The sequence below is a fragment of the Candidatus Poriferisodalis sp. genome (assembly GCF_965208555.1).
Classification (GTDB): domain Bacteria; phylum Actinomycetota; class Acidimicrobiia; order Acidimicrobiales; family Poriferisodalaceae; genus Poriferisodalis.
The window spans coordinates 1,208,321-1,227,913 of the sequence record NZ_OZ242342.1; the positions used below are offsets into that span (position 1 = coordinate 1,208,321).

Consider the following 19,593-nt stretch of genomic DNA (forward strand, 5'->3'; position numbering starts at 1 on the left):
AGCTATCCGGCGCGCGTGGCGCGGCGGGTTGCGAACAGCGGCGCCATGTATCCGAAAGCCGCCACAACTGCGCCGAAGAGGAATGTCGCCTGCAGACGGCTGATCGACGGTGTGTCCCCAGCGAACGCCAGCATCGACTGGATGCCGGTGATGATGCCGATCCACATGACGGTCTGGTTCATACCGTTGGCGATGCCCAGGTCTTTGTCGTCCACCGAGTTCGCAACCAGCACTTGGTACGCCGGCGAACCGAAACCCGCGGAGACGCCGGAGAGCACCAATCCCACCATCACCAGCGCGAGCCCCCAACCCGCCGGGTTGGCGCCGATGGCGAACGCCACCATCGAGCCGATCATCGCCGAGGTGCCGAACAGCATCGGGACGCGGGCGCCGATCTTGGTCACAAGCGTGCCGCCGAATGGTGACGCCAAAGCGAAGGCGCCAGGCCGGGGAACCATCAACAGCGCCGCCACGCCCACTGAGTACCCGTACCCGTCCTGCAGCAGGAACGTCGGCACGATGATGAACGCACCCATGTAGGCGAACTGGTTGCACGCGGCAGACACGAGCGGCAGTGTGAAGCTGGGGCGCCGGAAGAGTCGCAGGTCAAGCAACGGCGACGATGCACGCCGTTCCCAGAGCGCGAACAGCACGAAGCACGCCACCGCGCCGCCGACCATCAGCATCAGCGTCTGGTCGCTGAGCAGCGACATGCCAGACCGAGTCAGCGTGGGGATCCGGGTGATCGCCCACAGGACCAGCAGCGTGCCCGCGCCCAGCAACAGGGCGCCGAGAACGTCGATGGAAACGCGGGCGCCTCGCGGGATCGGCTTCACGATGAACACAGCCATCGCGGTGCCCAGCAGCCCGATGAGGCCGAAGAGCAGGAAGATGCCGCGCCAGCCGAAGACGTTGAGCAGCGGTCCCCCGGCGACGACGCCGATCGTGGGCGCGCCGGTCATGGCGAACTGGAACCACCCCACGGCCCGTGCGCGCTCGGCCGGACCGAAGGCGTGCATCAGCAGCGCCATCCCTGACGGCATCAGCATCCCGCCGCACAGTCCGAACACGACCCGCACGGCGATGAAGGTGCCGATGTCGGGCACCCAGTAGTTGACGATCATCATGGCCGTCATGCCGACCATGCCGATCATGAACATCCGGCGATGGCCGTAGATGTCGGCGAGCTTGCCGCCCGCAGGTGTCGAGACGGCCATTGCGAGCATGAGGCCGGTCATCACCCAGCCGGCCGTCGGGACGCTCGTGTCCAAGTCCTCCGCGATGGTTCCCAGCGCCGCACTGACCAGCGTCATCAGCGAGCCGAAGCCGAGGACGGCGAAACCGATGACCACCAGCAAGATCCACCGGTAGCGAGTGCCCTGCGGCGGCCCGACATCAGCTGCCGGCGGTGCAGCGGAAGGCGGCGGCGGGCGCGGGGCGGGGGGTGCCACCGATGTGGCGATCGGCCGGCCGGCCGCATCGAGAATCTGCGGGGCGACCGCGAAGACCGACGGCCGCCTTGCAGTCAGCCGCGCTTGCGCGCGCACGCTCCGTCCCGCGGGCTTCACGTGCTCAGGACCGACAGGGCTGCGCTTCGGACGAGCGGTCCGCTCGTTGCGACGCGGTCGGTGTCACGGGCTCAGTAAACGCCCTCTTGCTCCGTTTGCCTCAGCGTCGCCACACGTGGCGGCGACATGCACGAGAGCTCAGCGGGTGAGGTGCCCGTCGTCGAGCATCGCATCGGCCTGGTACCGGGCGATCTTGCCCATCTCCGGGTGCGTCAGCACCCAGAAGCGGTCGGTGCGGACGGCGTCGAGCACCATCGGCCCCACGTCGGCAGGGTCCATGCCCTCGGACAGGTAGCCCTTGAGCATGTCCCAGAACTTGTCGCCCTGATCGGTGCGCACGTGGTGCGCAGCGTCTTCAGGGTCGCGATTGCGCTGGCTGTACACGATGTTGGTGTTGATGGGGCCCGGGCACAGCACCGAGGCATGCACCGGCGAGTTCCGCAGCCGCAGATCTCGCTCCAACGTGGCCATCAGCGCCACCACGCCGTGCTTGGACACGTTGTAGGCACCCAGCGAGGCGCCCCCGTACAGCCCGGCCACCGATGCAGTCGAATTGATGTGGCCCTCGCCGGTCGCCTCGATGATCGGCAGGAACACGTGGCAGCCGTAGATCGGTCCCCACAGGTTGATGTCGAGCGTCCAGCGCCAGTCCTCGAGCGACATGTCCCCCACCGGGCCGGGAATGCCGACGCCGGCGTTGTTGCACAGCACATGCACGCTTCCGAACTGCTCGACGGCCGCCTCGGCGAGTGCCTCGATCTGGGCCAGCTTCGATACGTCGGTGCGCACGGCGATGGCTTCAGCGCCGGTCGCGCGTACCTCTGCAGCGGCATCGTTCAGCGGCGCTTCCTCGATGTCGGCCAGCACCACCTTCATGCCCGCCGCCGCGAATGTGTCTGCCATGGCGCGGCCCATGCCGCTCGCCGCGCCTGTCACAACGGCAACTCTGCCCTCGACCTCCATGGCCCCTCCGCTCTGTCGCTCGTGCGGCCATTCTGGCTTGGATGTGCGATGGGTGCACAGTCAGGCGGCTCGCCTGCTCGTGCCTCCGCTCGGGCAGCCCGAACGCCCCAGATCCGCCCGGCCTCGCCGGAACTGCGGACTAGTCGAAGTCGATGACGGTACGGGTGCCGACGCGCTGGCGCATCTGCTCGTAACCGACGTTGATGTCCTCCAGCGGCATGTGCGCCGAGATCATCTCGTCGAGCATCAGGCGGCCGTCGAGATACATGTCGACATAGCGGGGCATGTCGACCCGGAAGGCGTTCGAGCCCATCATCGAGCCCTGCAGCCGCTTCTCGAGCATGAACACCTCATAGCCGGTGATCTCGATCTTCTCGCCGAACGGCATCATGCCCACGATGACTGTGGTGCCGCCGGGCCGCGACGACGACCACGCCTGCTCGCATGTCTGCTTCAAACCGATGCACTCGAAGGCGTAGTCCACACCGCCGCCGGTCAGCTCCTTGATGGCCTCCACCGGGTCGTCGACCTCGCTTGCGTTGACGGTGTCGGTGGCACCCACCTGGCGAGCTGTCTCGAGCTTGTCGTTCTCGACGTCCACCGAGATGACCCGGCCGGCCCCGGCAATGCGTGCGCCCTGCACCGCGGACAGGCCGATCCCTCCGGCGCCGTAGACGGCCACCGTGGCACCGGGTTCGATACGGGCCGTCTTGAACACCGCACCGAGTCCGGTAGTGACGCCGCAGCCGATGAGCGCCGCACGGTCGAGCGGCATGTCGTCGCGGATCTTCACCACAGCGTTCTGGTGGATCAGCATCTCCTCCGCGAACCCGCCGAGACGGGCGAACTGGCCCACCTCGGTGCCGTCTGGCTTGGCCAGCCGTGGTGAGGCGCCGGATGCCCGAGCGACGGCAGCGGGATTGGCGCAGATGTTCGGGCGTCCGGTCAGGCAGCGCTCGCAGTGGCCGCAGAACACCGACAGGCAGCTGATGACGTGGTCGCCGGGCTTCACGTAGGACACGTTGTCGCCGACTGCTTCGACCACACCGGCACTCTCATGACCCATGACGGCGGGGAGCTGGTACGGCCAGTGGGCATCCATGAAATGCAGGTCGCTGTGGCACAGGCCCGCGTGCACCACCCGCAACAGGACCTCGTCGGGAGCGGGCGCATCGACCGAGATGTCCTCGATGTCGAGCTCGCCCGGAATCTCGTTGAGCACTGCAGCTTTCATGGTCGGCTTCCCCTCCCGTCACGCACTTCGGCGGCGCGACCCGGCCACGCCGCAGCGTACTCACCCGCGAACTGGCCCTGAGGCAACGCCGTGACCCGAGCGCTGGAGCACCTCTGGCCGGATCAGCAGCCACAGCGTCAACCCGGCGAGGCCCAATGAAGCCATCAAGATGACTGCGGTGCGAGCGCCGAGCTGCTGTGCCACCTCGCCGAGCACGTAGGTGCCCACGGGCAGCGCGCCGATCGCCATGCTCAGCAAGCCCATCGCCCGGCCCCGCATCTCCTCCGACACGGCGGTGAGCACCAGGGTCGACTGCGTCGCAGCAAAGAGCCCGCTGCCGCAGCTGGCGACGTACAGCGTGATCACGGCGATGAGAACGTTCGGGGACAGCGCCCACACGATGAGCATCGCCATGGCCACGAAGACGCCGAATGAGTAGGCGATCCCCCAACGACCGTCGCCCCACCTCGCCGTGACCAGCGATCCGGTGATCATGCCGAAGCCGGTCATCGAGCCGATGATCCCGATCTGCGACGCCGTGGCGTTGACCTGATCGCCGATGAGCTGGACGGCCGGGAAATAGGCGAACATGAAGAAGTTCGCCATCACGGTGACGCCCAGGATGCTGAGCAGGCTGCGATTGGTGCGGGCCAGCCGCAGGCCCGCCCGCAGCTCCGCGAGCGTCGAGGTGCTGGCTCGGCCGTGCTGATGCGCCTCGCTGGCTCGGCCGTGCTGATGCGCCTCGCTGGCTCGGCCGAGGGGCACGACCTCGAAGATCCGGTCCCGGAGTGCATCGGACCACCGGTCGGTCGCCGCGGCGGCGGGCCGGGCCGGGGGCACGCGTGGCACCCACATGAGCAGGAACAGGCCGACGCCGAGCATGCTCGCAACACCCAGGAAGGCCATGCCGACGCCGGCGCGGTCGGCTACGGCTCCCCCGAGCAACTGCCCAGCGGCGACGCCGGATGCGAGCGCCATCGTCTCCCACGCCATCGCCTTGTGCAGCCGGTCCGGACCCACGATGTCCAGCACCAAGGCTCGCCGGCTGGTCATGTCTACGACCCAGCCGACACCGGCAAACAGCAGGAACGGGAACAGCAGCCAGATGCCGAGCTGATCGGACCGCTCGGCAAACCCGACGACGGCGACGAACGGCACGAGCAGCGCCGTCTGGAGCCGCACGGTGCGGCGGCGGTCGAACCGGTCCGAGATGACGCCCCCGATGGCGCCGCCCAGCAGCAGCGGTGCCCACATGACGGCGCCGGTGAGCTGCACCATGCGGGGCGACCCGGTCATCTGGTTGACGTGGTAGCTCGCCAAGAAAGCGATGGCCCAGCGGCCCCAGTGCCAGCACAGCCCGCTGAACCACAGCGGGGCGAATCCGCGCGCCGCGAATGCCCCTCGACGGTCGGTCAAGCGGGCACGCCAGACGCCGGTGCCACAGTGACCGGTACGCCATTGACCGCGGCGTTGCCCGACGGGACATCCACGAAGTCGGGCGGGACGAGCACGTTGTAGTTGACCCCGGCGTACCGGCTTGCCACCGATTGGCGGGTTCCGGGCTTGTTGTGTCCCCAGCCATGCGGCAACGACACAACTCCGCGGTACATCTGGTCGCTGACCTCCACCGCCACCTCGACGGCGCCGCTGGACGACGAGACCTTGGCGAGCTCGCCGTCGGCCAGGCCTGCATCGGCTGCGTCGTCAGGGTGAATGAGCAGCGTGCAGCGGTCCTTGCCCCGCACCAGCACCTCCACGTTGTGCATCCAGGAGTTGTTGGAGCGCACGTGACGGCGGCTGATGAGCACGAGCGAGGAATCGGCACGGGCGAGGCGCTCGGTGAGGCGCTCGACGTCGGCGGTGATGCGCTCAGGGGCCAGATCGATCTTGCCGTCGGGGCTCACCACGATGTCGTCGACCTGCGGGACCATGGGACCCATGTCCAGTCCGTCCGGCAGCTCCTTCAGCTTGTCGAGGTTCAGGCCGTCGGGGTCTTCGCCGTAGCGGTCGCCCCACGGGCCGGTGCGGATGGCCAGGTCGTTGAGCCGCTCGGGCCCGGGCTCGGGTGACGCATCCAGCGCCACCGCCGGATCCACGCCAGCCAACTCCGCAAGGGCAGAGAAATACAGGTCGTCGAACTCTGCGACGTTCACCTCTCCCAGGCCGGCGCACATCGCGCCGAGCCGGGTGAGGATCTCCCACTCGTCGGGCCGCCCCTGCTCGGGCTCGAACAGGGGCGGCGCGTACTTCGCCGCCGAGCGCTTGGCCCAGCCCCACAGCATCTCGGAGTAGAAGTGCTGCTCCAGCGCTGCCAGTCCCGGCAAGACGACATGGGCGTGGCGGGAGGTCTCATTCAGCGCGTTGTCCACCGAGATCATCGCCTCCAGCTGCGGCAAGGCGTTGTCGAGGCGTTCGGAGTTGGGGGCCGACAGCACGGGATTGCCGCCCACCACGATCAGTGCTTTGAGCTGGCCCTCGCCGGGTGTGTCGATCTCCTCGGCGAGGCAGCCCATCGGGAACTGGCCCAGCACCTCGGGAATGTCGCGGACCCGGCTCCGCCAGCGGTCGAACCCGCCCTCGAAGCCCCAGTCCTGCTGCAGCATCGACCACGCCACTGGCTTCGCCCACATCATCCCGCCGACTGAGTCCAGGTTGCCGGTGAGCGCGCAGATCACGTCAGGCAGCCACGATGCCAGCGTGCCGAACTCCTGGTTGCAGGTGCCGATGCGGGCGTACCACGCGGCCCGTTCGGCAGCGGCGAACTCACGAGCCAGGGTGCGGATCGTCTCGGCGTCCGCACCGCACGCTTCGGCCACCCGCTCCGGCGGGAACTCAGCGGCAATAGCCCGGACCTCGTCCACACCCTTAAGCCGATCTGCCAGGTGCCCGAGCCGCACGAGCCCCTCGTCGAACAGCACGTTCACCACCGCGAGCTGCAGCAGCGCATCGGTGCCGGGCCGTACCGGCAGCCACTGGTCGGCATGGGCGCAGGTCTCGCTGCGGCGCGGGTCGATCACCACCACCTTGCCCCGCTCGCGAACGCCGTCCAGCGAGCCCGGAACGTCGGGGCAGCCCATGAAGCTGCCTTGGCTGGCGCCCGGGTTGGCGCCCTGCACCACCATGAAGTCGGTGCGATCGATGTCGGGCACCGGGATGCGCCATGAGTGCCCGTACATCAGCTGGCAGCACACGTTCTTGGACCAGGTGTCGACCGTGCCCGACGAATAGACGGTGGGTATGCCAGCCAACTGCAGGAACATGCCTGCGTAGCGGCTGATCGAGTAGTTGAAGCCGGTGGCATTGCCGAGGTAGGCGGTGATGGCCTCGACGCCGTAGGAGTCCCGGACGCCGCCGAGCAGCTCGGCGCAGCGCTCGAAGGCGGCTTCCCAGCTGGCCTCGACGAACTCGCCGGACGCATCGCGGATCAGTGGCCTGCGCACGCGATCGGGATCGGCGTACATGTGCCCGAGAACGGTGCCCTTGGGGCAGATGTAGCCCTTGGACCAGACGTCATTGCGGTTCGGCCTGATCAGCTTCACTTCGCCGTCGGCGTGATGCACCTCCAGCCCGCACATCGCTTCGCACAATGAGCAGCTTCGAATATGGATATGGCGATCGGTCATGCGAGTCCTTCTTGCAACGTGCGGCGGAGTGTCAGAGATTACGACGCCGCATCGGTGCCAGCCGGTCTTGGCTGCACGACGGCCCAACCGATGTCGAGCGGCCGATGATCGGGATTTTGCGCCTGGGGCTACTATCGGGGTCGTGACATCGGCTGATTCGACGGCGGCGCAGTCAGAGCCGGGCGCCGATCAGCCCGTGCTGACAGATGTCTGGCAGGGAGACGACGGCGTCGGCTTCGACGCTGAGCAGAGCAACGTCAAGATCTGCCGCAACGCGCGCCATTTCACCTTCGATGGCTTTGCCGAAGGCGACGAGGACGTCGCCACGTCGTGGCGGAACCTGCTCGAGCGCGAAGGCAAGGCGTCTGCTGACGGCACCTCGCTGCGCGACCTGGTCCTCGGTCCCACATCAGGCGACTGAGGCCGGCGGCGTCCCGGGCTCGAACGGTGAGCGACCCGCCCCGCAACGAGACGCCGGCGAGCGTTGCCGAGCTCCAGGCGCAGCTCCGCTCAGCCGGCTACCTGGCCAGCCGGGGTTTGGCCACTGCAACGCTCATCGGGATGCGGTTGGGCCGGCCGATCCTGCTCGAAGGCGAGGTCGGCGTCGGCAAGACCGAGATGGCCAAGTGCCTTGCAGAGATCGGCGGGCGGGAGCTGATCCGCCTGCAGTGCTATGAGGGCATCGACACCTACCAGGCGCTCTACGAGTGGGACTACGCACGGCAGATGCTGCACGTCCGGGCGCTGTCGGAGAGCGAGCTGACCGACGTCGAGGCTGTCAGCGGGCTGTACGGGCCTGAGTTCCTCATCGAGCGGCCGCTGCTGTCGGCGATCAAGGCCGGCAGCAGCGCAGTACTGCTCATCGACGAGATCGACCGTGCCGACGACGAATTCGAGGCGTTCCTGCTGGAGCTGCTGTCGGATTTCCAGATCACGATCCCCGAGATCGGCACCATCACCGCGTCCAGCCGACCGATGGTGGTGCTGACCTCGAATCGCACACGGGAACTGCACGACGCCCTCAAGCGGCGGTGCCTCTACCACTGGATCGGCTATCCCAGCCTCGACGAGGAGATCGAGATCGTGCGCCTGCGTGCGCCAGATGCCGTCGAGACGCTCGCTCACAAGGTCGTCGTCGCAGTCCAGCGCCTGCGCGACATGGACCTCGTCAAACCACCGGGCGTCGCCGAGACGCTGGACTGGGTCGATGCGCTGGGCGTGCTGGGCACCGACGATCTCGATGCCGCAGCCGCTGCGGACACCGTCGGTGCCGTCATCAAGGACCGTGACGACCTCGAACTCGTCGAAGCCGAGCTCGATCGTGTTGTCGCCGATGTCTGAGCGAACGCCTGCGCTCGGAAACGACGCCGGCCCAGATCCGGCGGAATTCGTGGCGAGGCTCGTCGGCTTCGGCCATGCGCTGCGGGCCGCGGGCCTTCCGGTGGGCTCCGACGACACGGTCACGTTCTGCTATGCGGTCTCAGAGCTCACGCCGAGCGATCTCGAAGACGTCTACTGGAGCGGCCGGACGACACTGATTCATCGCCGGGATCACCTGCCGCTCTATGACGAGGTGTTCCGCCGGTACTTCCTGGGACACCGGGCCCCGGCCGGCCCCGAACCCCCCGCAGCCGAGCCGATCGCGCAGGGCCTCAGCGGCACCCTGAACGTGCCCGACAGCGAGTCCGGTGCCGAATCGGGCGACGACCGGCCGATGGTGCTCGGGCGGCAGGCCTCCGGGGTTGAGATACAGCGTGACAAGCGCTTTGGCGACTGCACGCCCGACGAGCTGGCCGCGCTGCGGCGGATCATGGCACAGGTCCGGCTCGAACCGCCCCGACGCCGCACCCGCCGGCGGCGGAACGATCCGTCGGGGGCACGCCTGGACATTCGTCGAATGGCACGCGACGCAATGCGGCTCAGCCATGCGGCCCCTGTCCTTCATCGTCTGACGCGAGCCGAGCGGGCTCGCCCGCTGGTGCTGATCCTCGACGTTTCTGGGTCGATGGCCGACTACTCAAGGAACCTGCTGCAGTTCGCGCACTCCATGCGACGGGCGGCACAGAAGGTGGAGGTGTTCTGCTTCGGCACCCGGCTGACGCGCATCACACCGGCGCTTGACCGCCGCAACCCCGACGACGCCATGAAGCTCGCTGCGGCCCGCGTGCTGGACTGGGACGGCGGCACCCAGATCGGCGAGTCGTTGAACACCTTCATCCGCAAATGGGGCCGCAAGGGGCTCAGCCGGGGCGCCACAGTGGTCATCTGCTCCGACGGACTCGACCGCGGCAGCCCCGCAGTTCTGGCTGACGCGATGGAACGCCTCAGCCGGCTCTGCCACCGCATCATCTGGATGAACCCGCTCATCGGCGGCAACGTCGATGCGCCGCCGAGCACGCTGGGCATGCTGGCCGCCGGTCCGTTCATCGACAGCCTCGAATCGGGCCACGACTTGGCGAGCCTGGAGTCGTTCGCTGCCGAGCTGGCTCAGGTTGGCTGACCCCGATGAGCCGCCTCTTGCTGGGATGGCAACAGTGAGCCGCTGGAGCGTTTCCATCCAAGCCGAGGGCGACCGCCCCGTCGAACTGGATGAGGTGGTCGCGCTGGCCGACGCAGTCGCGCCGCTCGAAGGCATCGCATCCGGCGTCGGAGCGATGGCCTACGGCGCCCAAATCGTTGTAGACGCTGAGAGCTCCGATCAGGCCGTCGAGGCCGCCATGGCAGCGTTCGCCGCAGCCGTCGAGACAGCAGATCTCCCCGCCTGGCCGATGACCCGTGCGGAAGTGATCGGCGAGGACGAGCTGGAGTTCGACGAGTGACCGGACCCAGATGATCAGGCTCGGCTCGCTTGCCGGATACCCCTTCGAGGGACCAAGGGTGCTCGGCGGATGGACGCCACCGGCAAGTGCAGCCGTGTTTGCGATCCTGTATCGCGACGATCCCGAGAACCGGCCGCACGACTACGCCGTCATTGACGTCGACCACGCCGACAACCTGACTGAGGCCGGCCTGCCGTTCGGCCACCCGAGAGCGAAGTGCTGGGAGCGGCGCGCCGGCAACAAGTGGAACCTCCACATCTGCACCTACGAGGTGCCGGGCGGCCTGCCCTCGCACCGCGAACAGATTGCCCGCGAGCTCATCGCCGTCTACCGACCCGGCTGCGCACCCGACCAGTACGACCAGAAATGGGAAGACCAGTGGATCGGCAGCTACCAAGCTCCCACCGCCGGCCCCCTCACCACCACCCGTGATCCGGGTGGTTCGACAGAGACGACATAGCTGCGGAGGCGGCAGGGAATTCTGCGACGTTGCGACCAGCCGGATCGCTGGTCGCAGAATTCCCTGCCGCCTCCGCAGCGGTCGCGCGGTTCTATTCGGGGTGGTAGCCGACAGCCTCGTGGAATCGGCTGCGCCGCGTGCCCATCGCAGGCCGGGCCGACGAAGGCTCACGCGGCTCGGGATCAGGCTCGTACGTGGCGCCGGCCACGATCCCTTCGGCCATGCCGTACAGCAGCGGCAGTGCACCAGCGATGACGCCCGCTGTGTTGTTGATGCGCTCGACGCCCGGCTCAACAGCCTCGGCGTCGGACTTGATCTTCCACACGATCTGCGAGCACTCCTCGAGCAGACCGGCGATCCGGGTGAGCTGGCTGCCCACTACGAACAGGTAGAAGGCCAGTCCCGCGATGAACAGGCCGATCAGGATGACGGAGAGAACCACGAGCGTCGTCATGAGCGCACCTTGTCGAGTACACGGCCAAGGAACAGGTGGTGTTCCAGGCCTTCGGTCAGGACCGCATCGACTTGGTCGGCGGTCTCCGCAATGAGAGCCGTGTCACCGGTGTTGGCGGCGGCTCGCTCGAGCGTGTCCTTGATGACCTCCACCCGGCGCTCGATCGTGCGCACGAGCAGCACCAGCATGGTGAGCAGGACAACCACTGCCACGATCACGACGAAGCCGCCGATGATGACGCCCCACCACAGGTTCTCCTGCGTGTCGGTCAGAGCCAGCAGACCCATCTCAGCCTCCTAACCGGTTGCGGCCGCGCTTGAGGCCGGCGACGATCACCGATGCCGCAGCGATGGTCGTGTTCAGTACCGACAGCGCCGCCGTGTTGGTGACGGCATCTTCCAGTCCGTCGTTGATCTCGGTGGCTCGATTGCCGATCGAGCGGGCCAGAATCAGAATCGGCACCACGAGGGCGACCACGGCGATCACCACGACGATGCCGATGACGATGCCGATGACCCATCCGGTGGTGGACCCGGCGTCCGAACTCTGGGCGAGCAGATGCAGCATGGCAGCCCTCCCTCAGATCGATTCGCAGAAGTCGTGAACGGGCATCAGCGTCGAATTGACCGACGGCAGCACGGTGGGCACCGTTGAGGTCTGCTCGGCGATGACCGCGACACCCCCGGCGACTTGGGCGAGCGTGCTGTGGACCGCTCTCAGGTGGAGCACCACGCGCAGCAGCCCGACGGCTGCGGCCAAGATGATCAGGGCGCTGATGATGACGGTGACCCAGGCGACAACAGGCATCACATTTCCTTTCAGCCCAGGAGCTTCCCGACCGAACCGGCGTAGCGGACCGCGCCGTCCGCTACCTCGGTGATCGTCTCGTCAGTGGTTGCGAGCAAGTCCTGCGTGGTGTCGAGCTCGCCGATGATCCCCACGCCGCCGGCCAGGATGTCGTCGCTGGCCTTGCGGATCCGCTCAATGGCGGCAAGCACCCGGTTCAGCAGTGCGAGTGCGACGGGCACGACCACCACGAGCAGTATCAGGTTTCCTATCCACCAGAGCACAAGCGCCTCCTCAGACGGCCTCGGGGCGGTACGGCAGGGCAAGCCGACGCACGACGCGGGCGAGGCCCATGCCTGCGGCGCGCACACCGATGGCGAGGCCACCGGCGGCTTGTACCTGTGCGATTTCGTCGGGATCGCGCCCCTCGGCGATCGCCGAAAGCCGGTTCTGCACATTGGCGGCGAAGTCGCCCAGCAACACCGTCGTCACGTCACCCACCAAGCCTCGGCCGTACTGTGCGGCCGGACCGGAGAGCTGTAGGTCCATGGCGACGTCCACGGCGGTGCCCCCTGCGGTTGGGGCAAGGATTGCGTCGAGAGCAAGCGTGGCCTGGCCCCGGCCTTTGCGATCGGTGCCGCTCGCGCTGACCGAGATGGTGCGGGCGTCGGGGTCGCGGTGGGTGATCTCGGCGCTGCCGTCGAAATCGAGCTTGATGGGGCCGAGTCCGATGGACACCGTGCCGCCGTAGCGGTCGTCGCCGAGATCGGTGCTCAGCTCCGCGCCGGGCAGGCACGCCGCGACCTGCGGCACATTGCCGAAGAAGTCCCACACGGCCTCGGTCGGCTGAGCGACCTCGAACTGGTTGGTGATCTGCATCAGGCGACTCCCTGCTCACGTGCGAAGGCGGTCCGGCACCCCGCACAACAGAAGTAGAAGACCTCGTCCCCCACTTCCAGCGACGCAGTCCCCGCATCGATCTGGACCGTCATGCCGCAGACAGGATCGACAGCGGTCCCTGTCGTCGACGCCGGCGCTGTAACCGGGGCAGCGAATGTGCCCTGTGCCCGCAGCTGCACCAGCTCGGCCAGGATCGACACCGCTACTTCCTTGTGCGAGGTGCTGCCGAGATCGAGGCCGGCAGGAGCGCGCAGCGCATCGAGCTTGGTCGATTCGACACCTTGGGCCTCAAGCAGGGCCCGCACGCTGCGCCCTCGTCGAGCGGACGAGACCAAGCCCACGTAGGCGGGATCGGCCTTGAACGCTGCGGCCAGCACGTCCTCGTCTCCGTGCCCCTGGGTGGCGACCACGACCATTGACTGCGGCGTGAGCAACCCCTCGCTGAACTCGGCACGGTCGACGAGCTCGACACGCCAGTCGAGCTGGGCTGCGAGCACCGACAGGGTGGTTGCCATCGGCGAGCTGCCGACGATCACCAGATGAGGTACAGCCACGACGGGCTCCAAGTAGATCTGCAGGGCGCCTTCGCTCTGGCACGACATGGGCACCGCTGCCGTGCCTTGCGGGAGATCGCCGAATCGGTCGCTCGCGCCCAGGGCCAGCAAGCGCGGCGTGCCGGCTTCGAGCGTTGCGATGGCCTCGCGGATGAACACCGGCTCAGCGCACGCGCCGCCGATCCAGCCGTAGATCTCGCCGGAGGCCGTGTAGATGGCACGAGATCCCTGCTGCCCCGACGTGGGACCCTCACGCCACACGACGGTGGCCAGCACGAATGCCTCCCCGCTGCGCGCAAGCTCGGTGGCGCGTTCGAGCACGCCCCAGCCCTCGACGGCCCTGTGCCCCCCGATACCGGGCCCGGCGGGACTGCTGCTGTTCATCACTCCGTCTTCACCGGCGGTGCGCCGGAGATGTCATGGCCTCCGGTGATGGCCTCATAGACCCGGTCGGGCAGCAGCGGCATGTCGATATTGCGGACGCCGGTGTCGCCGATGGCATCGATGACCGCGTTGACGAATGCTGCGGGACCGCCGACGGTGGCGCACTCCCCGATGCCTTTCGCCCCGATGGGGTGGTGCGGGCACGGTGTCACCACTTCATGAAGCTCGAATCCCGGCGTCTCCCATGCAGTCGGCAGCAGATAGTCCATGTAGTTCGACCCGATGCAATTGCCGTCCTCGTCGAAGGTGATGAACTGCATGTTCGCCATGGCGTAAGCCTCGGTGAGCCCGCCCATGATCTGCCCCTCCACGATCATCGGGTTGATCCGCACACCGCAGTCGTCGACAGCCACCACCCGCAGGACGTCCCACACGCCGGTCTCAGGATCGACCTCGACCGTCGCGATGTAGCAGGCGAACGGCCAGGTGAGATTGGGCGGGTCGTAATAGGCGTTGTTCTCCAGACCCGGCTCCATGCCGTCGGGCATGTTGCTGTACGCGGCAATCGCGCATTCCTGGATGGTCACGCCCCGGTCGGGTGCACCGCGCACGGAGAACCTGCCGAGCTCCCACTCGATGTCCTCTTCGGACACCTCGAGCAGGTGCGCGGCGATCTGGCGAGCCTTGGCGCGGATCTTGCGCGACACCATGGCCACCGCCGCCCCGGCCACGGGCGTGCTGCGCGACGCATAGGTGCCCATGCCGAACGGGGCCGTGTCGGTGTCGCCCTCTTCGACCAGGACGTCCTCGGCGGGGATGCCCAGCTCGTGGGCCACGATCTGCGCCCACGTGGTCTCATGGCCCTGGCCCTGGGTCTTGGCGCCCGTCCGCAGCAGCGCCTTGCCGGTCATGTGGACCTTCAGCTCGGCGGAGTCGAACATCTTGATGCCCAAGATGTCGTACTCGCGGCTGTTGCCTGCCCCGAGGGGCTCGGTCATGGTCGAGATGCCGATGCCCAGCAGCCGGCCGCGCTGTCGGGCTTCTTCCTTCTGGCGCAAGAAGTCCTCATAGCCGATCGCCTCGAGTCCGAGGTCGAGGCACTTGGCGTACTGGCCGGAGTCGGTCAGGAATCCCCACGGCGTGCGGTGCGGGAAGTCGTCGTCGCGCACCAGGTTGATCCGGCGGAACTCGGCCTGGTCCATGCCGAGGTCGCTGGCGGCGGCCTGCACCATGCGCTCCTGGAAGTACATGGCCTCGGTGACGCGGAACGAGCACCGGTAGGCGACGCCGCCCGGAGCCTTGTTGGTGTAGACGCCCTGAGCGGTGAGGTGGGCGGCCCCGATGTCGTAGCAACTGAAGGCCGAGTGCATCAGGCCGATCTTGAACTTGCTCGGCTGGGCGTCGGAGAAGAAGGCACCGTGGTCGGAGTCGGTGTGCATCCGCACGCCGAGGATGCGGCCGTCGTTTCGCAGCGCCATCTCGCCCTTGAGGTAGATGTCACGGCCGAAGCCCGTCGAGATGAGGTTTCCGCTCTTGTCCTCGATCCACTTGACCGGGCACTCCAGCAGAATCGACGCCAAGATCGACACGACGTAGCCCGGATACACCGGTACCTTGTTCCCGAAGCCGCCGCCGAGGTCGGGCGACACGATGCGGATCATGTGCTCGGGCAGCTCGGCAACCAGCGCCACCGCAGCCCGGATGATGTGCGGTGCCTGGGTGGTCATGTACACCGTGAGCTTCGAGGTCGCCCGGTTGAAATCGGCGATCGAGCCACACGCCTCGATGGGCGACGGGTGCGAGCGGGGGTAATGCATCTCGATGGACGAGACCACATCGGCCGCAGCGAAGGCCCGATCGGTGCCCTCGCGGTCGCCGACCTCCCAGTCGAAGACGACGTTGGAATCCTGACCGGTCTTGTCGTCGCGGATCAGCGGGGCATCGGGGGCGAGCGCCTGCGTCGGGTTGACGATGGGCGGCAGCGGTTCGTAGTCGACCACGATCGCCTCGCAGCCGTCCTTGGCGATGTACGGGTCGTCGGCGACGACGCAGGCCACTTCCTGACCCTGGAACCGGACCTTGTCGGTAGCAAGGACGGCTTGGGTGTCGTACGACAGCGTCGGCATCCACGCCAGATTCCGGGCGGCCAGCATGTCGCCGGTGAGCACCATGCGAACCCCAGGAATGGCCCAGGCAGCGCTGACGTCGATGGAGCGGATGCGGGCGTGGGCCAGCGGGCTGCGCAGGATCTCCATGTGCAACATGCCGGGCAGGGAAATGTCGTCGATGTAGTTGCCCTTGCCGCGGATGAAGCGGTTGTCCTCCACCCGGCGCCGGCTGGCACCGAGGCCGCCGATTTTGATCTCGTCGAGCGCCATCTCAGCCCTCCTCCCCGGTCTCGTCGCCGTCAGGAGGTGCGCCGCCCAGCTTCTCGGCGGCCCACATCACCGCCTTGACGATGTTCTGGTAGCCGGTGCAGCGGCAGAGATTCCCCGACAGCGCCCAGCGGATCTCGTCCTCGCTGGGGTTCGGGTTCTCGTCTAGCAGGGCCTTGGCGCACAGCATCATGCCCGGCGTGCAGAAGCCGCACTGCAGGCCGTGCTCGTCCTTGAAGCCCTCCTGGATCGGATGCAGCTCGCTCGCCGTCGCCAGACCTTCGACGGTGAGCACCTCGTGACCGTCTGCTTGGACGGCGAACATCGTGCAGCTCTTGACCGGCACGCCGTCGTACAGCACCGTGCACGCACCGCAATTTGTCGTGTCGCAGCCGGTGTGGGTGCCCGTCAAACGGAAGCCGTTGCGCAGCAGGTGCGCCAGCAGCAGCCGCGGTTCGACATCAGCTGCTCGCTGCTCGCCGTTCACGGTCAGCTCCACCCGGCGAACCGGAACATCGTCACCGAAACTCGGCGGGACCTCTTCGAACAACGTGCTCATGTCAGGCCGCCTCGTGTCCGGCTCGCTGGATCTGTGCTCCGATGCGCCGCACGAAGGTGGCAACGACGTGGCGCTTGTAGTCGGCGCTCCCCCGGTGGTCAGTGCGTGGCTGCGCCGCCTCGGCGGCGAGCTGGGCTGCTGCATCGACCGCATCTGCGTCGAGCGCTGTGTCGACCAGAGCGGCCGCAGCGTCGGAAGCGTTGATGGTTGCCGGTCCGACGCCGGTGAGCCCGATGCCAGCCCGGGAGACGGTGTCTCCCGACATCTCGGCGGAAACCGCCACGCCGACGGTGGCGAAGTCGCCGACTCGCCGCTCGAGTTTGAGATAGCCGCCGGCCCTCGTCCCGATCGCCGCCGGCACCACGGCTTCGACGGCGATCTCGTCGTCGGCCAGCGCCGTCTGGAACGGACCGTCGATGAGGTCGTCAACTGCGATGGACCTTCGCCCGTTCGGACCTTCGGCAACGACGGATCCGCCCAGCGAAACCATCACCGAAGCCCAGTCGCCCTGGGGGTCGGCGTGACACAGCGAGCCGACGAGCGTGCCCCGCGTGCGTACGAGCGGATCGGCCACGACAGGAGCTGCAGCCGCAATGGTGGGCTGGTGGTCGGCGAGCGTTGCCGACTTCTCGAGATCAGCGTGACGGCACAGCGCCCCGATCCGGTACGTGCCGTCGCCGTCGGGGCGGTGATAGTTGAGGCCGGCGATGCCGTTGATGTCCACCAGCATCGCCGGCGCAGCGAACCGCAGCTTCATCATGGGGATGAGGCTCTGGCCTCCCGCCAGGATCTTGGCGTCGCCGTTCGCGGCCAGCAGCGCAACTGCCTCAGCGACGGTCGAGGGCGCCTCGTAGCGGAATCGAGATGGGTACATGCGACCGCTCCTCGGCTAGGGCGCGCCCGGGCCGCCGGGGTCGGGGACCGCCCTCGGCATGCCTTCGGCATCTGGATCGGGACGGCGTTCCTGGTGTGGCGGCCACGGCCCCTGAACTGGCTGACCGGCGACCTTCAGATAGTCGATGATCTGCGGCCATGCCCAGATCGTCGGGCTGGCACCCTCCTTGGGCGCACCCTCGATGACCTCGTACAGCCTCGGGTTGCCTGGGCTGTGGCCTGATGACTCGATCGGCATGGATTCCCCTTCCCCTTGGAGATCCGGCCGTGTCTCTGCGGCACAGCGAACTTACCACTGCCCGTCCGGGCGCTTCGAACTGCACCCGATATGGCATCTGTGCCCCGGACCGCGATACTCGCGGGCATGGCATTGGGCTTCAGCGGTTCGCTTCTCGGTCTGGGGGTGGATTCGGGTTGGTATCAGGCGGTGCTGGTGGTGCATCTGGCCGGCGCCGTGGTGGGCTTCGGCGGCAGCGCCGTGGGCACCGTCATGCTGCGACGTGCCTGGGCCGACGGACCGGACGCAGCGGCGGCCGTCCGGCGTTCGTTTGAATTCGCCTCCAACCGTCTCGTCGACGTGGCTGCCTACCTCGCCGGCATCGCCGGCGTCGTCGCCGTGCTCGTCGGGCCCTGGAATTTCCGGCAGGACTGGGTGACGATTGCGTTTGTCCTGTACTTCGCCTGGTTGGCGATTGCGCACGGCGCCTTGCGTCCGACGGGCGCCAAGCTCGCTGCTTCTCTGGAAGCCGCAGCCCAGCCCGGCAGCCCCGAACCAGCGGGTGACGCTGAGCGGCTGCGACGGCGGGCAGAGCTGTGGAGTGCGGTGAGCAACCTGGTCATCGTTGCCGCGATCGTGGTGATGGTCACCAAGCCCAGCTGGTAGTGGCAACAGCAGCGCGGCTGCCGGCCCTGCCGCGTAGCGTCGGCGCGCATGATCGACCAACGGCGCCACCGGGTGTGCGTGATCCCCGGCGACGACGCCGCGCCCGAAGCGATGGCTGCCTCGCTGCGTGTCCTGGATGCGTTGGACCTGCCCATCGACTGGGACCATGTGCCGGTGGGCGACGATCTGGCAACGCTCACGCTCGACGAGCGCGAAGCGCTGGTCGGCGAGCACATCGATGCTGCTGACACGGTGCTCTTCGGCTCGTCGAACGGCACCACCCCAGGGGCCGGCTTCATGCGCTGGGGCAAGCGCACGTACGCCAACGTGCGACCGGTGCGCTGGCGGCCGGGCTATGCCTCGCCGCTGGCCCGACCCGAGGGAATCGACTACGTGATCGTCCGCGAGAACCTCGAGGACATGTACGTCGGCGTCATGGGCCCCGCGCAGCGGTTGCTGGACGCGGGGCTGACCGAGGGCCGTTCCCGAGTCCCGCCCGATGCCGCCAACGGGCGCTTCGCGGCGAAGATCATCACCCGACCCGGCACCGAGCAGGTCACCCGCTTCGCCGCCGAGCTGGCGCTGAGCCGCGGCGGCAAGCTGACGGTCTCGGCCAAGACGAACATGCTCCCGGCGACTGACAGGTGGTTCTGCGACATCGCCCGCGAGGTGGCGCAGGAGTACCCGGGACTGGAGTACGAGCAGTTCATCATCGACGACATGGCCCACCGGCTGGTGGTGCGGCCGCACGATCTCGATGTGCTGCTGCTGCCCAACCTGTACGGCGACATCCTGTCCGACCAGGGCGCCGGCACGATCGGGGGCATGGGCCTGGCACCGTCGGGTTGCTACGGCGACGACTGGGCGTACTTCGAATCGGCGCACGGCACCGCCCCGGACATTGCCGGACAGGGCATCATCAACCCGACGGCCACGCTGGAGTCAGCCGAGATGATGCTGCGCCATCTCGAGCTCGAGGCACCGGCGGACCGGCTGGACCGGGCGCTGGCCTCGGTGTACGAAGCAGGTGAGCGGTTGACGCCGGATCAAGGCGGCACCGCAGGTACGGACGACTTCGCCACCGCCGTCATCGACGCGCTGTAGCGCGGGTGCAACCCGCTGCCGCTAGACACTGCG

General features: G+C 67.7%; 23 protein-coding genes. 7 read left to right on the top strand and 16 right to left on the bottom strand.

Features of this window, described 5'->3' with window-relative positions:
- Window positions 1-2: 2 nt before the first annotated feature.
- The 5 genes from ACOGXE_RS05590 to ACOGXE_RS05610 form a co-directional block, all read right to left on the bottom strand.
- The gene (locus tag ACOGXE_RS05590; RefSeq protein WP_419932962.1) at window positions 3-1,547 is read right to left on the bottom strand and encodes an MFS transporter; all 1,545 of its coding nucleotides are present in this window, start codon (window positions 1,545-1,547) and stop codon (window positions 3-5) included.
- A gap of 159 nt (window positions 1,548-1,706) precedes the next feature.
- Window positions 1,707-2,531: an SDR family NAD(P)-dependent oxidoreductase gene (locus ACOGXE_RS05595; protein ID WP_419932963.1), complete on the bottom strand. Its 825-nt coding sequence runs from the start codon at window positions 2,529-2,531 to the stop codon at window positions 1,707-1,709.
- A 139-nt stretch (window positions 2,532-2,670) separates the two neighbouring features.
- Window positions 2,671-3,765: a Zn-dependent alcohol dehydrogenase gene (locus ACOGXE_RS05600; RefSeq protein WP_419932964.1), complete on the bottom strand. Its 1,095-nt coding sequence runs from the start codon at window positions 3,763-3,765 to the stop codon at window positions 2,671-2,673.
- A gap of 60 nt (window positions 3,766-3,825) precedes the next feature.
- Window positions 3,826-5,181 (bottom strand): MFS transporter, encoded by a 1,356-nt coding sequence (locus tag ACOGXE_RS05605; RefSeq protein ID WP_419932965.1) that lies wholly within the window; start codon window positions 5,179-5,181, stop codon window positions 3,826-3,828.
- Window positions 5,178-7,388: a molybdopterin-dependent oxidoreductase gene (locus ACOGXE_RS05610; protein WP_419932966.1), complete on the bottom strand. Its 2,211-nt coding sequence runs from the start codon at window positions 7,386-7,388 to the stop codon at window positions 5,178-5,180. The genes ACOGXE_RS05605 and ACOGXE_RS05610 overlap by 4 nt, the downstream gene beginning before the upstream one ends.
- Window positions 7,389-7,530: 142 nt before the next feature.
- Here ACOGXE_RS05610 and ACOGXE_RS05615 point away from each other — a divergent pair, with 142 nt between their 5' ends.
- From ACOGXE_RS05615 to ACOGXE_RS05635, 5 genes are read left to right on the top strand one after another with little or no spacing between them, the layout of a single operon-like run.
- Window positions 7,531-7,809, top strand: a complete 279-nt coding sequence (locus tag ACOGXE_RS05615; RefSeq protein WP_419932967.1) for a hypothetical protein — start codon at window positions 7,531-7,533, stop codon at window positions 7,807-7,809.
- 26 nt (window positions 7,810-7,835) lie between these two features.
- Window positions 7,836-8,729 carry an AAA family ATPase gene (locus tag ACOGXE_RS05620; protein ID WP_419932969.1) on the top strand — a complete coding sequence of 298 codons (894 nt, stop codon included), beginning with the start codon at window positions 7,836-7,838 and terminating at the stop codon, window positions 8,727-8,729.
- Window positions 8,722-9,888, top strand: coding sequence for a vWA domain-containing protein (locus tag ACOGXE_RS05625; RefSeq protein WP_419932970.1), 1,167 nt, complete (start codon window positions 8,722-8,724; stop codon window positions 9,886-9,888). The genes ACOGXE_RS05620 and ACOGXE_RS05625 overlap by 8 nt, the downstream gene beginning before the upstream one ends.
- Window positions 9,889-9,922: 34 nt before the next feature.
- Window positions 9,923-10,207 carry a hypothetical protein gene (locus tag ACOGXE_RS05630; RefSeq protein ID WP_419932971.1) on the top strand — a complete coding sequence of 95 codons (285 nt, stop codon included), beginning with the start codon at window positions 9,923-9,925 and terminating at the stop codon, window positions 10,205-10,207.
- 10 nt (window positions 10,208-10,217) lie between these two features.
- Window positions 10,218-10,667 carry a hypothetical protein gene (locus ACOGXE_RS05635; protein WP_419932972.1) on the top strand — a complete coding sequence of 150 codons (450 nt, stop codon included), beginning with the start codon at window positions 10,218-10,220 and terminating at the stop codon, window positions 10,665-10,667.
- Window positions 10,668-10,758: 91 nt separating this feature from the next.
- Here the strand turns inward: ACOGXE_RS05635 and ACOGXE_RS05640 are convergent, their stop codons facing one another.
- The 11 genes from ACOGXE_RS05640 to ACOGXE_RS05690 are packed head-to-tail and all read right to left on the bottom strand — an operon-like array spanning window position 10,759 to window position 17,811.
- On the bottom strand, window positions 10,759-11,121 hold the full coding sequence (locus ACOGXE_RS05640; RefSeq protein WP_419932973.1) for a hypothetical protein: 363 nt from the start codon (window positions 11,119-11,121) through the stop codon (window positions 10,759-10,761).
- Window positions 11,118-11,408: a hypothetical protein gene (locus ACOGXE_RS05645; RefSeq protein ID WP_419862833.1), complete on the bottom strand. Its 291-nt coding sequence runs from the start codon at window positions 11,406-11,408 to the stop codon at window positions 11,118-11,120. The genes ACOGXE_RS05640 and ACOGXE_RS05645 overlap by 4 nt, the downstream gene beginning before the upstream one ends.
- 1 nt (window position 11,409) lies before the next feature.
- The gene (locus ACOGXE_RS05650) at window positions 11,410-11,688 is read right to left on the bottom strand and encodes a hypothetical protein (RefSeq protein WP_419932974.1); all 279 of its coding nucleotides are present in this window, start codon (window positions 11,686-11,688) and stop codon (window positions 11,410-11,412) included.
- A 12-nt stretch (window positions 11,689-11,700) separates the two neighbouring features.
- The gene (locus ACOGXE_RS05655) at window positions 11,701-11,928 is read right to left on the bottom strand and encodes a hypothetical protein (RefSeq protein WP_419932975.1); all 228 of its coding nucleotides are present in this window, start codon (window positions 11,926-11,928) and stop codon (window positions 11,701-11,703) included.
- A gap of 11 nt (window positions 11,929-11,939) precedes the next feature.
- The gene (locus tag ACOGXE_RS05660) at window positions 11,940-12,191 is read right to left on the bottom strand and encodes a hypothetical protein (RefSeq protein WP_419908370.1); all 252 of its coding nucleotides are present in this window, start codon (window positions 12,189-12,191) and stop codon (window positions 11,940-11,942) included.
- Between the two features lie 10 nt (window positions 12,192-12,201).
- A complete protein-coding gene (locus ACOGXE_RS05665) occupies window positions 12,202-12,786 on the bottom strand; it encodes an SRPBCC family protein (protein ID WP_419932976.1) in 585 nt (194 codons plus the stop codon).
- A complete protein-coding gene (locus ACOGXE_RS05670) occupies window positions 12,786-13,745 on the bottom strand; it encodes an XdhC family protein (protein ID WP_419932977.1) in 960 nt (319 codons plus the stop codon). Before ACOGXE_RS05670 ends, ACOGXE_RS05665 begins: the two co-directional genes overlap by 1 nt.
- Window positions 13,745-16,123 carry an aerobic carbon-monoxide dehydrogenase large subunit gene (locus ACOGXE_RS05675; RefSeq protein WP_419932978.1) on the bottom strand — a complete coding sequence of 793 codons (2,379 nt, stop codon included), beginning with the start codon at window positions 16,121-16,123 and terminating at the stop codon, window positions 13,745-13,747. Before ACOGXE_RS05675 ends, ACOGXE_RS05670 begins: the two co-directional genes overlap by 1 nt.
- A 1-nt stretch (window position 16,124) precedes the next feature.
- Window positions 16,125-16,679: a (2Fe-2S)-binding protein gene (locus ACOGXE_RS05680; RefSeq protein ID WP_419932979.1), complete on the bottom strand. Its 555-nt coding sequence runs from the start codon at window positions 16,677-16,679 to the stop codon at window positions 16,125-16,127.
- Window position 16,680: 1 nt separating this feature from the next.
- Window positions 16,681-17,553: an FAD binding domain-containing protein gene (locus ACOGXE_RS05685; protein WP_419932980.1), complete on the bottom strand. Its 873-nt coding sequence runs from the start codon at window positions 17,551-17,553 to the stop codon at window positions 16,681-16,683.
- Between the two features lie 15 nt (window positions 17,554-17,568).
- A complete protein-coding gene (locus ACOGXE_RS05690; RefSeq protein WP_419932981.1) occupies window positions 17,569-17,811 on the bottom strand; it encodes a hypothetical protein in 243 nt (80 codons plus the stop codon).
- Between the two features lie 126 nt (window positions 17,812-17,937).
- On the opposite strand from ACOGXE_RS05690, the gene ACOGXE_RS05695 reads away from it, so the two are divergent.
- Together ACOGXE_RS05695 and ACOGXE_RS05700 are read left to right on the top strand one after the other, a co-directional pair.
- A complete protein-coding gene (locus ACOGXE_RS05695; protein ID WP_419932982.1) occupies window positions 17,938-18,456 on the top strand; it encodes a DUF2269 family protein in 519 nt (172 codons plus the stop codon).
- 48 nt (window positions 18,457-18,504) lie between these two features.
- On the top strand, window positions 18,505-19,560 hold the full coding sequence (locus tag ACOGXE_RS05700; RefSeq protein WP_419932983.1) for an isocitrate/isopropylmalate dehydrogenase family protein: 1,056 nt from the start codon (window positions 18,505-18,507) through the stop codon (window positions 19,558-19,560).
- Window positions 19,561-19,593: the final 33 nt, after the last annotated feature.

Excerpts from the sequence above, each read along its gene's own strand:
- ACOGXE_RS05595 (WP_419932963.1), bottom strand. The coding sequence starts at position 2,531 with ATGGAGGTCGAGGGCAGAGTTGCCGTTGTGACAGGCGCGGCGAGCGGC.
- ACOGXE_RS05600 (WP_419932964.1), bottom strand. The coding sequence starts at position 3,765 with ATGAAAGCTGCAGTGCTCAACGAGATTCCGGGCGAGCTCGACATCGAG.
- ACOGXE_RS05610 (WP_419932966.1), bottom strand. The coding sequence starts at position 7,388 with ATGACCGATCGCCATATCCATATTCGAAGCTGCTCATTGTGCGAAGCG.
- ACOGXE_RS05625 (WP_419932970.1), top strand. The coding sequence starts at position 8,722 with ATGTCTGAGCGAACGCCTGCGCTCGGAAACGACGCCGGCCCAGATCCG.
- ACOGXE_RS05635 (WP_419932972.1), top strand. The coding sequence starts at position 10,218 with ATGATCAGGCTCGGCTCGCTTGCCGGATACCCCTTCGAGGGACCAAGG.
- ACOGXE_RS05640 (WP_419932973.1), bottom strand. The coding sequence starts at position 11,121 with ATGACGACGCTCGTGGTTCTCTCCGTCATCCTGATCGGCCTGTTCATC.
- ACOGXE_RS05645 (WP_419862833.1), bottom strand. The coding sequence starts at position 11,408 with ATGGGTCTGCTGGCTCTGACCGACACGCAGGAGAACCTGTGGTGGGGC.
- ACOGXE_RS05650 (WP_419932974.1), bottom strand. The coding sequence starts at position 11,688 with ATGCTGCATCTGCTCGCCCAGAGTTCGGACGCCGGGTCCACCACCGGA.
- ACOGXE_RS05655 (WP_419932975.1), bottom strand. The coding sequence starts at position 11,928 with ATGCCTGTTGTCGCCTGGGTCACCGTCATCATCAGCGCCCTGATCATC.
- ACOGXE_RS05665 (WP_419932976.1), bottom strand. The coding sequence starts at position 12,786 with ATGCAGATCACCAACCAGTTCGAGGTCGCTCAGCCGACCGAGGCCGTG.
- ACOGXE_RS05670 (WP_419932977.1), bottom strand. The coding sequence starts at position 13,745 with ATGAACAGCAGCAGTCCCGCCGGGCCCGGTATCGGGGGGCACAGGGCC.
- ACOGXE_RS05675 (WP_419932978.1), bottom strand. The coding sequence starts at position 16,123 with ATGGCGCTCGACGAGATCAAAATCGGCGGCCTCGGTGCCAGCCGGCGC.
- ACOGXE_RS05680 (WP_419932979.1), bottom strand. The coding sequence starts at position 16,679 with ATGAGCACGTTGTTCGAAGAGGTCCCGCCGAGTTTCGGTGACGATGTT.
- ACOGXE_RS05685 (WP_419932980.1), bottom strand. The coding sequence starts at position 17,553 with ATGTACCCATCTCGATTCCGCTACGAGGCGCCCTCGACCGTCGCTGAG.
- ACOGXE_RS05690 (WP_419932981.1), bottom strand. The coding sequence starts at position 17,811 with ATGCCGATCGAGTCATCAGGCCACAGCCCAGGCAACCCGAGGCTGTAC.
- ACOGXE_RS05695 (WP_419932982.1), top strand. The coding sequence starts at position 17,938 with ATGGCATTGGGCTTCAGCGGTTCGCTTCTCGGTCTGGGGGTGGATTCG.
- ACOGXE_RS05700 (WP_419932983.1), top strand. The coding sequence starts at position 18,505 with ATGATCGACCAACGGCGCCACCGGGTGTGCGTGATCCCCGGCGACGAC.